Source organism: Pseudorhodoferax sp. LjRoot39, from assembly GCF_964253035.1.
GTDB lineage: Bacteria > Pseudomonadota > Gammaproteobacteria > Burkholderiales > Burkholderiaceae_C > Pseudorhodoferax.
The window spans coordinates 447,175-460,361 of sequence record NZ_CAXUQL020000002.1; the positions used below are offsets into that span (position 1 = coordinate 447,175).

Below are 13,187 nucleotides of genomic sequence, written 5' to 3' on the forward strand. Positions count from 1 at the left end.
GAACTGCTCCGGCCGCGGTTCAAGTGCGTGGTTTCCCGGGGATTGGTCTCAGCTGCGAGCAGGAATTTGGCCGGCATTGAGCGGCGTTGCCGCTCAGCCGACTCGGGCACCGCGCCCTATTTTGTGGACGTTGCAAATGAACCTTCGTACGGTGAGCCTTGACGACAAGTACACGCTTCGCAGCGGGCGAGTTTTCATCACAGGAACGCAGGCACTGGTACGGCTGCCGCTGACGCAGCAGCTGCGAGACAAGGCTGCGGGCCTGAGCACCGCCGGCTACATCACGGGCTACCGCGGGTCGCCGCTTGGCACGTTCGACGAGCAAATCAACAAGGCCTCCAAACACCTCGGCGCGCACGACGTCGTGTTCGTGCCCGGGGTGAACGAAGACTTGGCCGCGACGGCGGTGTGGGGCTCTCAGCAGGCCGAAGCCGCTGGGGAAGGCAAGTACGACGGTGTCTTTGCGCTGTGGTACGGCAAGGGCCCTGGCGTCGACCGCACAGGCGATGCGTTCAGGCATGGGAACTTGGCCGGCTCATCGAAGAATGGCGGCGTCCTCGTTCTGATGGGCGACGACCATACGTGCGAGTCGTCGACGACCTGCCACCAGAGCGAATTCGCGATGGTCGACGCGATGATTCCGGTGCTCAGTCCTGCTGGCGTGCAGGAAATCCTCGACTTCGGCGTAGTGGGCTGGGCGCTGTCGCGCTACAGCGGTTGTTGGGTTGGGATGAAGTGCGTCAAGGACACGGTAGAGGCGACCGCATCGATTGAAGTCGCCATCGACCGTGTGCGCATCAACCTGCCTGAGGGCCTCCAGATGCCTGCGGACGGCTTGAATCTCCGGCAGCCAGACACGCCGCATGCGCAGGAGGCGCGGCTTCACCGGCATAAGCTGGAGGCGGTGAAGGCCTTCGCCAGGGTCAACGCCATCGACCGCACCGTCGTCGATGGGGAGGACGCCAAGCTCGGCATCATCACGCACGGCAAGAGCTACCTGGATGTGCTTCAAGCATTGCATGACCTTGACCTCAGCGAGGAGCAGGCGGGCAAGCTCGGCCTGCGCATCTACAAGGTTGGCATGACTTGGCCGCTCGAACCCACCGGTGCCGCGCTCTTCGCGAAGGGCCTGGAAAAGGTCATCGTCGTCGAGGAAAAGCGCAGCCTGTTGGAGCAGCAGCTCAAGGAGCAGCTCTACGGCAAGCCAGGTGCGCCGACCATCATCGGCAAGCGCGATGAACAAGGGGGCACCCTGTTCCAGTCGGAGCTCGCCCTCGACTCCAATCAAATTGCGGTTGCTCTGGGCCCGCGGCTGCTGGAACTCCACGAAGGCGGGCTTGAAGCGCTCCAGCGTCGCATCGAGCAGATTCGCGCCATGCGTTCTCCCAAGGGGGTCATCGATATCCTGTCTCGCAGCTTCTACTTCTGCAGCGGATGCCCGCACAACTCGTCGACGGTCCTGCCCGAAGGTAGCAAGGGGTATGCGGGCATCGGCTGTAGTTGGATGGCCCAATCGATGGACCGTTCGACGACGGGATACACGCAAATGGGCGCTGAGGGGCTGGCGTGGGTTGGGGAGGCTCCCTTCTCAAAGCGAACGCACATGTTCCAGAACATCGGCGACGGGACGTACTTTCATTCGGGCTTGCTGGCCATTCGCGCTGCTGTCTCCGCGAAGACCAACATCACCTACAAGATTCTGTTCAACGATGCGGTCGCCATGACCGGTGGGCAGCGACACGACGGCACCTTGGATGTGCCGACCATCGCGCGACAAGTCCGAGCGGAGGGCATCCAGCGCATCGCTGTGGTCACCGACGAACCCGGGAAGTACCCAAAGGACATCGATTGGCCAACTGGACTGACGGTCCACCACCGTGACCACCTCGATGTGGTGCAGCGCGAGCTTCGGGAGGTTCAGGGGGCGTCGGCCCTCATCTACGACCAGACCTGCGCGGCCGAGAAGCGCCGCCGCCGCAAGCGGGGCGTGATGCCTGACCCAGCGAAGCGGGTCGTCATCAACGACCTGGTCTGCGAAGGCTGTGGCGACTGCGGGGCAAAGTCCAACTGCGTGTCGGTGCAACCCCTTGAGACTGAGCTCGGGCGCAAGCGCACCATCGACCAGTCGTCCTGCAATAAGGACTTCTCGTGCGTCAAAGGCTTTTGTCCGAGTTTCGTGACAGTCGTGGGTGGCAAGCTGCGCAAGCCACAGCGCGCCGGCGAACAAAGCCGACCGTTCGTGGCTCTTCCCGAGCCAGCGCTTCCGTCTCTCGACGGGCGTGTCTACAGCATCCTGGTCGCGGGCATGGGCGGCACCGGTGTGGTCACGATTGGCGCCATCCTTGGCATGGCAGCGCATCTCCAGGGCCTGGGATGCGGCATTCTGGACATGGCGGGACTGGCCCAAAAAGGCGGCTCCGTGTGGAGCCACCTGCGCTTCGGAGCGACGCCGGGCGCCATCAAGACAATTCGCATCGCAGCGGGTGGCGCCGACCTGATTCTGGGGTGCGACATGATTGTCGCGGGCAACTCAAAGACGCTGGCTGCGGCACGCCCCGGGCGTACGCACATGCTGGTCAACACCCAGGAGACCATGCCTGGTGAGTTCTCCAGGAAGGCCGACATGCAGTATCCGCGCGGCAGCCTTCAACGCAATGTCGTAGACGCCGTCGGCGAAGGCCATGCGCGCTTCATCGAAGCTGGACGCATTGCTACAGCGCTGATGGGCGACAGCATCGCGACCAACCTTTTCATGCTGGGATATGCATACCAGCAGGGCCTGATTCCGTTGGCGAGCGAGGCCATCGAGAAGGCCATCGAACTGAACGGGTCACAGCCGCAAATGAACCAAGAGGCGTTCCTCTGGGGGCGCCGGACAGCCGTTGACCCCACGGCCGTTGACCGGGTTCTCGGCTCGACACAGGCCTCGCTGGCCTCGACTTTGGCACCTTCGGCAATCGCAGACCTGGACGAGGCCATTGCCTGGCGGAAAACCTTCCTAACGGATTATCAGGACGAGCGTTACGCAGACAGGTATCTTGCGCTCGTGGAGCGCGTGCGTGCCGCCGAGCAGGGCAGATTTCCAGGACGGACAGATTTGACGCGCGCCGTCGCGAAGTACTACTTCAAGCTGCTTGCCATCAAGGACGAGTACGAGGTGGCTCGCCTCTACACCGAGACAGAGTTCCTGAAGGGGGTGGAGCGCAACTTCGAGGGCGACTACAGGTTGGTTTTCAACCTCGCACCTCCCTTGCTTGCCAAGCGAGACCGGGAGACTGGTGAGCCCAAAAAGCGAGAGTTCGGTCCATGGCTGCTTCCGGCCTTGCGTCTTCTCGCGAAACTACGCTTCCTCCGTGGGAGCCCCCTCGATGTGTTCGGCTACTCGCAAGAGCGGCGGATGGAACGCAACCTGATTGAGCGCTACGAGTCCAACATCGCCCAGGCCTTGAAAGTACTGACCGCGTCGCGCGACGCAGGCCACCATGACACGGCGTTGAAACTGGCGACGCTTCCTGAGCACATCCGCGGCTACGGCCACGTCCGAGCCCGCAGCGTCGAGGTGGCCAAGCCCGAGGAACAGGCATTGCTCGAGGCGCTGAATCGTAGCGTTATCACCCTGCAGAAGGCTGCGTAGTGCAGCAATCAGTGCCCGCGAGTTCCTCGGTGTAACTCCACCCCGAGGACAAAAGTGAACCGCCCCGCCGGGGCGGTTCACTCAGCTCCTTCGACGCTTCGCCGCTCAGCACTATTTGACCGCCACAACATCCCAGCGTTCGATCACTACTGGTTTCGCGAGAAGCTCGTCCGCATGCTTCATTAGCGCTGCGGCGATAGGCCCATTGAGGTGGGCGGCTCGACCATCTTCGGCTTCGAAAGCGTCGAAGATTGCGAAACTGCTGGGACCGAATTTCAAGGCATACCAGACCGGCGTACCGGTCTCCTCTCGTGCAAGTGGAAGCGCTCCTTTAAGGAACTCCTCTAGCGCGGCTTCCTTACCAGGCTTGGCATCGAGCCGAACAAACAAACCCATTTGCGTCATCTTGATGATCTCCTCGGTGAATGGTTGAGGTTTGTGCTGCCAGGACATTTCAATGATCGGCTGCACACCCAAATCTAGCATCGCAACGCCATAAGGGGACTTGGCAATATTGCCAATTATGATACCGTTCTCGCCATAATGCCATCAACGACGATTTTGGCACTCGATGGCGTGTTCGATACAGGGCTGGCGGCGATACAGGACACCCTGGCGACTGCACGCGACTTGGCTCCCCCTGGCTCCAACGACGCGTGGAAAGCGCAAGTTTTCAGCATCCGCCGCGTAGCACATACCGCGCATGGCCTTGCCATCCCCACCATGCAGGCAGAAGCTCGCTCAAATCCTGAATTTGTGTTTGTCCCAGCCTTGGGTGCCAAGACGAAGGAAGGAATCGAGAAAGCCCTTGCCCATCCGGACGTGCGCCGCGCTGGCGAACTGTTAGGGCGCTGGCAATCGCAAGGAGCCACCATTGCGGCCGCGTGTACGGGGACGTTTGTCTTGGCCGAGGCGGGACTACTCAACGGGCAAGAGGCCACCACAAGTTGGTGGCTCGCTCCCTTCTTCCGCTCGCGCTACCCCGGTGTCACGCTCGATGACAGTCGTTCACTCATACCAGGGAATGCTGTCGTTACCGCAGGCGCGGTGTTGGCACATTTCGACCTGGCGCTTTGGTTCGTTCGTCAACGCAGTCCAGAATTAGCTGACACAGTCGCACGTTACCTCATGCTAGACCCCCGGTCGCCTCAGTCCACCTATGCCATTCCCGACCATTTGCGTCACACGGACCGGTTGGTGAAGCTCTTCGAAAAGTGGGCTCGTCAAAACCTCGATGCGGGCTTCTCCTTGGGACGGGCTGCGACCTTTGTCGGCACGAGCGAGCGGACCTTATCTCGCCGGCTTTACACGATCTTGGGTCGTTCGCCCCTGGCATACTTCCAAGACCTTCGTGTTGAGCGAGCAACTTATCTGCTGAAGACGACCCAGCTGAGCATTGATGAGGTCGCAACACGTACCGGCTACGACAACGCGGCCACGCTCCGCACGCTGTTACGCCGAAAGACTGGCCGCACCGCGTCGGAGATCCGACGCTCAAACCAATTCGGAACGTAGATGCGCAAAGCGCGAACCTAAAACGGAGAACCGTCCTGTGCCCTTAACCCTCTACGACGCCATTGTCGGCAGGGCGGATTCAAACCTGAAGTGCAACACCTGCGATCGCATAAGGTCCGCAGATGCCAGCCTCCCGTTGCCGCCCGTACATCCAACTCCAACCCGAAGATCGCGTCACCATTGCCAGCCTGCGCCAGCAAGGTGTTGGTGTTCGCGCCATTGTCCGCGTGCTGCAACGCTCGCCGTCCACCGTCAGCCGTGAACTGCAACGCAATGGCTGCGAAGGGCCATACGCAAGCGCTGCCGCTCAGGGGCGCTGCCACAAGCGCCGCTTGAGCGCCCGCCCTGCGCGCAAGCTCGATCCTGAGGGCGTCATGTTTGGTGTCGTGCGCCATTGCCTGGGCCTGCGCTGGTCGCCCCAGCAGATTGCCCTGATACTGGCGAGCATCTACCCCAAGGGCCACCCGTACCGCGGGTCGCACGAAACGATCTACAACTGCATCTATGCCCAGCCCGTGGGCGAGCTCAAGCGCGAGCTGGTGGCTTGCCTGCGCCAAGCGCACGACAAGCGGCTGCCGCGCAGCAAGGGCCAGGACCGGCGAGGGCAGATCCCGGACATGCTCAGCATCCACGTGCGCCCGCCCGAGGTCGAGGACCGGCAGTTCCCCGGCCACTGGGAAGGCGATCTGATCAAGGGCGAAGCCAATGCCAGCGCCGTGGGCACGCTGGTCGAGCGCACCAGCCGCCTGCTGATGCTGGTCAAGCTGCCGCACCCCATGTTGTGGATCGCGGATGCTGAGAAGGGGCCCACGGATCCCGAGAACTGGAGTATCCGATAAGTCGTTGATTACGCTAATCATTTCTTTCAAGTCCCGGTCAACAGCCGCGTTGCCGCATTCCAACACACGCGCCTGGGCGGCTCGCCGATCTTGCAAATGCCGGCGGTCGGCTCAAAGTGAACCGCCCCGGAATTCGCGGAGGCCCGTTGGCTTGAGTCAGGCCGACATGGCCTGCTGCTCAAGAGTTCGATAGTAGTTGGCCTCGAACTCGGCCGGTGGCACGTACCCGATGGGTTCGAGCAGGCGCTGGTGGTTGAACCAGGCCACCCATTGCAGCGTCGCCAGCTCTACCGATTCCTTGGTCTTCCACGCACTGCGCCGATGGATGACTTCGGCCTTGTACAGCCCATTGATGGTCTCGGCCAGCGCGTTGTCGTAGGAGTCGCCCTTGCTGCCCACGGAGGGCTCGATGCCGGCCTCGGCAAGCCGTTCGGTGTAGCGGATGCTGACGTACTGCGATCCGCGGTCGGAGTGGCACACAAGGGCATCTTCGCGCTGCGGACGACGGTCGTACAGCGCCTGCTCCAGTGCGCCCAACACGAAGTCCGTCCGCATGGAGCTGCTCGTGCGCCAGCCCACGATGCGCCGCGCAAACACGTCCACGACGAAGGCCACGTACAGCCAGCCTTGCCAGGTGGACACGTACGTGAAGTCCGACACCCAAAGCTGGTTGGGCCGCTGCGCGTTGAACTGGCGATTGACCCGGTCCAGCGGGCAAGGCGCTTTGGCGTCGCTGATCGTGGTGCGTGCGGCCTTGCCACGCATCACGCCGCGCAGACCCATGTGGCGCATGAGTCGTTCCACGGTGCAGCGGGCCACCGTGACGCCCTCGCGCTGCAACTGGTGCCAGACCTTGTCGGCGCCGTAGACCCGCAGGTTCGATTGCCACACGCGCTCGATCTGCGGCATCAGCACCGCATCGCGTTTCGCGCGGGCGCACAGCAGCTCGGGGTGGCGCTGGCGGGCCGCATGGCGCCGGTACGCCGACGGGGCGACCTGCAGTGCCCTGCAGATCGGCTCGACCCCGTGCGCGGCGCGATGCGCGTCGATGAACGCCTTCACGACTTCAGCCGGCGGTCGAGCTCCGCCTGGGCGAAAAACGCGCTGGCCAGCTTCAGGATCTCGTTGGCCTTGCGCAGCTCGCGGTTCTCCCTTTCAAGCTCCTTCATGCGCTGCGTCTGCGTCGTGGTCACGCCCTCGCGCTGGCCCGTGTCACGCTCTTGTTGGCGCACCCAGTTCAGCAGCGTCTGCGGCGTGCTGCCGATCTTGCCGGCAATCGACACCACCGCCGCCCACTGCGACTCGTACTCACCGCGGTGCTCGAACACCATGCGCACGGCGCGCTCGCGTACCTCGGGCGAAAACTTCACTGACTTCCTCATGGCTCCATCCTCTCAAAAGTTGGAGCCTCCTCAAAATACGGGGCGGTTCAGGCCTTCGTAGACTAGAGCTTTCATGCGAATCCTCAGGTGTTGGCTCAGGTGGATGGAAGCTGTCCACTTTAATGGTCATGGTTGGCAGCAACATGGAGCTGCACGCTTACCGCGCGTAGGACCGCGCGTACAAAGGAATCGGAAGGTGCTCAGGCGCTGTGGCCAGGCGGCGCCGTGAGTGCCGGCATTGCCGGCGCTGCCTTGGCACCGCGTGGCCGAGAGAACGAAGGCGTGGCAGTGGCTGTGGCAACGGCTGTACCACTGGCTTACGCAACGTTCGACGCGAGGAATAAGGCCATGGCGTGCGTGGGCCAGATGCCCTGCGGCTTCTTGGAGCATGCCTTGATAGTCGCGGCACGCATCGCAATGGTGGCGATGGCCAGCGGAAAATTGCTGGCGAAGGATGTCCGCTATGCAGCAGAGGACTAACCCGGATCTTTCGTGAACGCGATGCCTATTGCTGCCGCGAGGGCTGCATGAGGTCGATTCGAGGGGGCAGCGAGCCGATCCGCGGTGCTTCGGGCTAAACAGGGCTATTGCGCACGCACCACCCCCTTACCCCCGTTGTTGCTCAACACGCCGGGGACAGCGCTCGGCGTGCACTACGGGGCCAGCGCGTGCGCGGCGCTGGCGAAGACCTCGCGCAGGGGATGGTTGGACGCCAGCATCACGCGCACGCGGCGGGTGTTGCGCACGATGGCCGCAGCGATCTTGAGCAGCTTGACGCGGATGGTGGCCGTGCACGCGTTGGCCAGTTCGGTGCCGGCCAGCGCGTGGCGCCGCAGGTTGATCATCAGCGTGTAGGCCAATGCGGCCAACAGCAGGCGCAGTTGGTTGGCCCAGAAGCGGTGGCAGCTGGCGCGCCGGCCGAACAGGTCCAGCTGCGCCTCCTTGATGCGGTTCTCCGCCTCGCCACGCGCGCAGTAGCGCTGCTCGTACAGGTGCCGGTCCTGGCCAGACAGGCTGGTGACGATGAAGCGCGGGTTGGCGCCTTGCGGGCCGTGCTCCAGTCTGGCAATCACGCGCCGCGGCCGGTCCCAGCTGTCGGCGGCGTAATCGAAGCTGCCGTACATGCGCTGCTTGGTGCCCCGGTCCCGGTACTGATCGGCCAGCGCCAGCTCTGCCAGTTCGCACTGGCGCAGCAGCCGCGCGTTCTTCTGCAGGCCGATCACGTAGTGCACGCCCCAGGTGTCCAGGCGGCGCAGCACGCGCGGGCGGCAGAACCCGCTGTCGCCGCGCACGACGATGCGCACCTTGGGCCAGGCCTTGCGCAGCGCATCGACCAGCCGCTTGAGCAACGCCGTGACCACGCTGGCCGGATCGCGGTCGCTGGGCCGCAGCACGCACGCCAGCAAGTCCTGGCCGCAGAACACGTACAGCGGCAAATAGCAGTAGTTGTCGTAGTAGCCGTGGAAGAAGCCGCGCTCCTGCTCGCCATGCAGCGGCACGTGCGTGGCGTCCACGTCCAGCACCAACTCGCGCGGGGCAGGCCCCGTGCGCCGGCTGGCAATGAACTGCTGCATCAGCACGCCGTGCAGTGCCCAGGCCTGCGCAGGCGTGGCCGCTGTCTCCAGGCGGCTCAGCGTCGGCGCGCTGGCCAACGCCTCATCGCGCCCGACGGCCGTCTGCATCGCCAAGTCGGTGCGCAACGCGTTGTGATCGCTGACGTCGGCCCAGCCTTGGCACAGCCCGTACACCCGCTGCGCCAGCATGCTGGCCAGGCTGTGGCGCACCTTGCCGCGCTGGCGCTCATCGCCCAGCGCTCGCGCAGCCGAGGTGGACAAACCAAGCCGCTGGTCCATGCGCCGCAGCAACAGCACGCCGGCCTCGCTGCTCAGGTCGCCCCCGTCGAAGTCCGCCTCGATGACGCGTCGGCCCGCACGTCCAAAGTCCAGCTTCTTGTTCGTACACTTTGGCATCGGCAGTCCTCGGTTGGCATAGGGGGTGAGATACCTATGGCAACGCGCCTCGGCACGAGGCTGCCGACCCTTACTTCATGAAAGATCCGGGCTAAGCCGCTCGCGCGGCAGGCGCTCCGCGCGACGCCTGGGTGCTTGATTCCCGCGTTGGTGCCACCGTCGATGTCGAGGCAATCCCGCCTCGCTCATCGACGGAGCTGCAACCATGGACACGATCATTCCGGCGGTCACGCCGCTGCGCCAGCGCATGCTCGAAGACATGCGCATCCGCAAGCTGGATCCACGCACGCAGGTGGCCTACATCCGGGCCGTGCGCAAGCTGGCCGCTTACCTGCACCGCTCGCCGGACACGGCCAGCGTGGAAGACCTGCGCAACTTCCAACTGCACCTGGTGGACTCGGGCACTTCGCCCATGACGCTGAACGCCACGCAGACCGGCCTGCGCTTCTTCTTCGACGTCACGCTGCAGCGCGTGGACCTGATGGCTCGCATGCATCCGGTCAAGCTGCCGCACAAGGTGCCCGTGGTGCTCAGCGTGCAGGAGACTACGCGCCTGATCGCCGCAGCCACCAACATCAAGCACCAGGCCGCGCTGTCGGCTGCCTATGGCGCGGGCCTGCGCGCCAGCGAGGTCGTCCACCTGAAGGTCACCGACGTGGATGGCGAGCGCATGACACTGCGGGTGGAGCAAGGCAAGGGCCGCAAGGACCGCTACGCCATGCTCAGCCCGGTGTTGCTGCAGCGCCTGCGCACCTGGTGGCGCGTTGCCAACGCCCAGGGCCGCAACGGCAAAAGGCCCATTGCGACTTTGGCGGATCTTGCGGACCCGTAGCGTCGTGTTCTCGATCTTGATCATGGTGTGTGCTCCGTTGAAGATGGGAGCACCTCCGCGACGGGATGCGTGATCCCGTGGGAAAGAGAGAAGAAAGCGGCGCCGAGGACCGGCGACGACAAGCGAGGGGAAAGAAAGGTTGCGCCCAACCAGCCACCGGCTGGTCGGGAGCACTCGGCTCTGATGATCCGACAGGTGTCCGACCTGCCAGGTGCTGGGCGCCATAACGAGGTGTGCATCAGCGGAGTGGCGCCGCTACATATGCCCCAGTCATTCGACGTTCACCTCTCAGGGGCTGAGGTGCTTCACCGGCAAGCCGGCCTCTGGTTGTTCAAGTGGTACCAGCAAACACTCGGAGAGCGTGCAAAGGATAGCGGAACTGCGCGTCCTTCGGTAGTAGCCGCCGGCTACTTTTGTGCATTCTGGAAATGAAACACCCCCGAGCCGCATAGCGACTCGAGGGTGTTCAGGCTTCGTCAGTTGCGAGCGTACCGGGCAGCCCGCGTGTCGCCACGTTGCTCACGGCGCTGGTGTTGCCGCGCGTCATGACGATCGTCACGCCGCTCGTCACCGCGCTCACCACCACGTTCACGCTGACCCTGGCCCCGGTCGCCAGCCTGATGCTGACCGTTGGAGCCTTGGGAGCGATCGTTGGCAGGCTCGCGGCGTTGAGGCGGCTCGGCGGGATTGGCCTCCTGCGAACCGCCGGTGTCGGCGTTGCCGCCGTCACCATCGTCGCCGGTCTGTGCGCCGGCGTCGTCCGCATCACCAACGTTCCCGTCCTCGGGCTCCTCGCGCTTGTAGACCAGCTCACCGTCCACTTTCGCGGAAGTGATCAGGAGCAGACGCGCCTTGATCAAGGACGCCATCTCCGTCTCGTCGCTACGTTGTCCGTCACGGCCGTGGCGCTTGCGGCGCTCGTACGTGTGGACATAGAGGTCTGTGGCCCTGAACGGCGCGCGAGGTCGGGCCCGGCTTCTTCGACCTCGTGACATCGGCCTGTGTCGCCGCGGGCTTCAGCCCGCGCATCCACCACCATGCGCGCCATCTGCTGACGACGCTCAGCCTGGTCGCCACCAGCGGCGGCGTGTCGCTGGTGCCCGAGTCACTGATGCATGCCTCGCTGCCGGGCGTCGCGCTGCGCCCGTTGTCGGGATCCAAGGTGGCGTCCTCGTATTCGCTGGTCTGGAATCCGGCCAATCCGCTGCCGGTACTGCCGCGCGTGCGGGACGTGTTTCTGAACCGCGCATTTCAGTGGACCGGCGCCAGCCCCCCTCTCACCGGCCCTTGAACACCGGTCGACGCTTCTGCGCGAATGCCAGAGGCCCCTCGACCGCATCCTCAGAGCGCATGACCTGTTGCGCCAAATGCTCCTCTAGTGCCATGCCCGTATCGAAACCCTGCCCCAATCCACCATACACCGCACGACGGGCCGCCTTCACCGCGAGCGGACCGCGCGACGCGACGCGCTCGGCCAGCTCGCAGGCCGCGTTCAGCAATACTGCGCGCGGCACGATGCGGTTGACGAGACCGATGCGCCATGCAGTGTCGGCATCGACCGAGTCGCCGGTCAGGATCATTTCCAGCGCCATGCCGAGAGGCACGCAGCGCGGCAGGCGTTGGGTGCCGCCGCCGCCGGGGATGATGCCCCACTTCACCTCGGCCAAGCCGAAGGTCGCCTGAGGTGAGCAGATGCGGAAGTCGCAGGCTAGTGCGAGTTCCAGCCCGCCTGCCAGACAGTGCCCGTTGATGGCCGCGATGACGGGCTTGCCCGCATCGCGCCCGCACGGCAGGCCACCGCCGAACGCCCACGGCACGCTAAGGCCTTCGCGCGCCGCCGCGCTGCGCGCTGGGATGGACTTCTTGAGGTCAGCTCCAGCACAGAATGCCGTGTCGCCCGCGCCCGTGATCACGGCGACGCGCAAAGCATCGTCGCGCGCGAACCGGTCCCAGGCGATCGTCAGTTCGTGGTTCGCATCGGGATCCAGCGCATTCATCGCCTGCGGGCGGTTGATGGTGAGCACCATCGTGGCGCCCCGGGTCTGCACGTCGATGGCCATCTGTCACTCCATGGGGGCCTGCGGCACGGCGCAGGCCGCCCTCACTCCGGCGTATCCCATGCGGCGAAACGTGCCCGGCCCCGGTCGAGCACCACCACCTTGCGCGCATCCACGTGCGCACGGAACGCGTAGTGGCCCGCGTCCTCCCGCCAGATCTCGAAACGCAGCGTCTCGCCCGGGAAGACCGGCTTGGAGAACCTCGCCTCCAAGGCACGCAACGGGGCCTCTTCGCCGCTGTGACGCAACAGGGCATGGGCCGCGATGCCGAACGTGCACAAGCCGTGCAGGATGGGACGCGGAAAGCCCGCCTTCGACGCAAACGACGGGCTGGCGTGCAGCGGATTGCGGTCTCCGCTGAGCCGGTAGTAGAGCGCCTGGTTGGCCGTGGTCGGCATCACGGCCTCGACATCGGCGGGCCGCTGCGGCAATGCCTCGAAGTCGCGGGACAAGGCCGCGCTGCCGCCGAAGCCACCGTCGGCGCGGCAGAACATGCCGTTCTCCAGGCGCGCAAACAGCGCACCCGTGGCCTTGTCGCACAGCCGCCGCTCGGTGATGAGGATCGCCCCCTTGTCCGCGCCTTTGTCGGCGATCTCGATGTTGCGATGCCGGGCCACGATCCTGGCGTCGGCCGGCATCGGCCGGTGCAGCTCCATGCGCTGCGTTCCATGCACGATCATGCTCGGCGTGATCCCCAGTTGCGGCTCTTTGAACCAGGTGCCGGCATATCCCAGCACCAGGGGCAGCGTGGGAAAGGTGCGCAGCCCCTCTTCGTACACGTAGCGCAGCTCGTCCTCGCGCATCGGGTCGTCCGCCACGCCCAGGGACAGGGCATAGAGCATGCAGAACGTATCTGTCAGCGTCTGCTCCACCGGCTCGAAGGGGTGCGCCAGCACGGCTTGCGGATTCAACGGCATCGATTCACCTTACGCCTGCTTTGAAAAATGGGGGCAACACG

At 64.5% G+C, this 13,187-nt stretch carries 9 protein-coding genes, 2 pseudogenes and 1 other annotated feature; of the genes and pseudogenes, 5 read left to right on the forward strand and 6 right to left on the reverse strand.

Features of this window, described 5'->3' with window-relative positions; genetic code table 11:
* Positions 1-121 precede the first annotated feature (121 nt).
* Positions 122-3,634: an indolepyruvate ferredoxin oxidoreductase family protein gene (locus ACSQ4M_RS37380; protein ID WP_436194609.1), complete on the forward strand. Its 3,513-nt coding sequence runs from the start codon at positions 122-124 to the stop codon at positions 3,632-3,634.
* A 111-nt stretch (positions 3,635-3,745) separates the two neighbouring features.
* On the opposite strand, the gene ACSQ4M_RS37385 is transcribed toward ACSQ4M_RS37380, so the two are convergent.
* The gene (locus ACSQ4M_RS37385; RefSeq protein ID WP_436194610.1) at positions 3,746-4,039 is read right to left on the reverse strand and encodes a putative quinol monooxygenase; all 294 of its coding nucleotides are present in this window, start codon (positions 4,037-4,039) and stop codon (positions 3,746-3,748) included.
* A gap of 138 nt (positions 4,040-4,177) precedes the next feature.
* On the opposite strand from ACSQ4M_RS37385, the gene ACSQ4M_RS37390 reads away from it, so the two are divergent.
* Positions 4,178-5,149 carry a GlxA family transcriptional regulator gene (locus ACSQ4M_RS37390; protein WP_436194535.1) on the forward strand — a complete coding sequence of 324 codons (972 nt, stop codon included), beginning with the start codon at positions 4,178-4,180 and terminating at the stop codon, positions 5,147-5,149.
* Between the two features lie 122 nt (positions 5,150-5,271).
* A pseudogene (locus ACSQ4M_RS37395) lies at positions 5,272-5,919 on the forward strand (IS30 family transposase); the annotation flags it as partial.
* Positions 5,920-6,144: 225 nt separating this feature from the next.
* On the opposite strand, the gene ACSQ4M_RS37400 reads toward ACSQ4M_RS37395, so the two are convergent.
* Both ACSQ4M_RS37400 and ACSQ4M_RS37405 read right to left on the reverse strand, forming a co-directional pair.
* A protein-coding gene (locus ACSQ4M_RS37400) for an IS3 family transposase (RefSeq protein ID WP_157086564.1) occupies positions 6,145-7,370 on the reverse strand; the annotation gives its coding sequence in 2 pieces (ribosomal slippage) (positions 6,145-7,082 and positions 7,082-7,370; 1,227 coding nt in all).
* Positions 6,976-7,092 (reverse strand) — a sequence feature (AL1L pseudoknot). It overlaps the preceding gene by 117 nt.
* Positions 7,371-8,023: 653 nt before the next feature.
* Positions 8,024-9,340, reverse strand: a complete 1,317-nt coding sequence (locus tag ACSQ4M_RS37405; RefSeq protein ID WP_436188005.1) for an IS1380 family transposase — start codon at positions 9,338-9,340, stop codon at positions 8,024-8,026.
* 205 nt (positions 9,341-9,545) lie between these two features.
* Between ACSQ4M_RS37405 and ACSQ4M_RS37410 the strand changes: the two are divergent.
* Positions 9,546-10,124 (forward strand): annotated as a pseudogene (locus ACSQ4M_RS37410) (tyrosine-type recombinase/integrase); the annotation flags it as partial.
* 524 nt (positions 10,125-10,648) lie between these two features.
* On the opposite strand, the gene ACSQ4M_RS37415 reads toward ACSQ4M_RS37410, so the two are convergent.
* Positions 10,649-11,167, reverse strand: coding sequence for a DUF3577 domain-containing protein (locus ACSQ4M_RS37415; protein ID WP_436194536.1), 519 nt, complete (start codon positions 11,165-11,167; stop codon positions 10,649-10,651).
* Here ACSQ4M_RS37415 and ACSQ4M_RS37420 point away from each other — a divergent pair.
* Complete coding sequence (locus ACSQ4M_RS37420) at positions 11,161-11,463, forward strand: LysR substrate-binding domain-containing protein (protein WP_436194537.1); 303 nt, start codon at positions 11,161-11,163, stop codon at positions 11,461-11,463. The genes ACSQ4M_RS37415 and ACSQ4M_RS37420 overlap by 7 nt on opposite strands.
* On the opposite strand, the gene ACSQ4M_RS37425 is transcribed toward ACSQ4M_RS37420, so the two are convergent.
* Positions 11,450-12,232, reverse strand: coding sequence for an enoyl-CoA hydratase/isomerase family protein (locus ACSQ4M_RS37425; protein ID WP_436194538.1), 783 nt, complete (start codon positions 12,230-12,232; stop codon positions 11,450-11,452). The two genes, ACSQ4M_RS37420 and ACSQ4M_RS37425, sit on opposite strands and share 14 nt — an antisense overlap.
* A 41-nt stretch (positions 12,233-12,273) precedes the next feature.
* Positions 12,274-13,146, reverse strand: a complete 873-nt coding sequence (locus tag ACSQ4M_RS37430) for a MaoC/PaaZ C-terminal domain-containing protein (protein ID WP_436194539.1) — start codon at positions 13,144-13,146, stop codon at positions 12,274-12,276.
* Between the last annotated feature and the right edge of the window lie 41 nt (positions 13,147-13,187).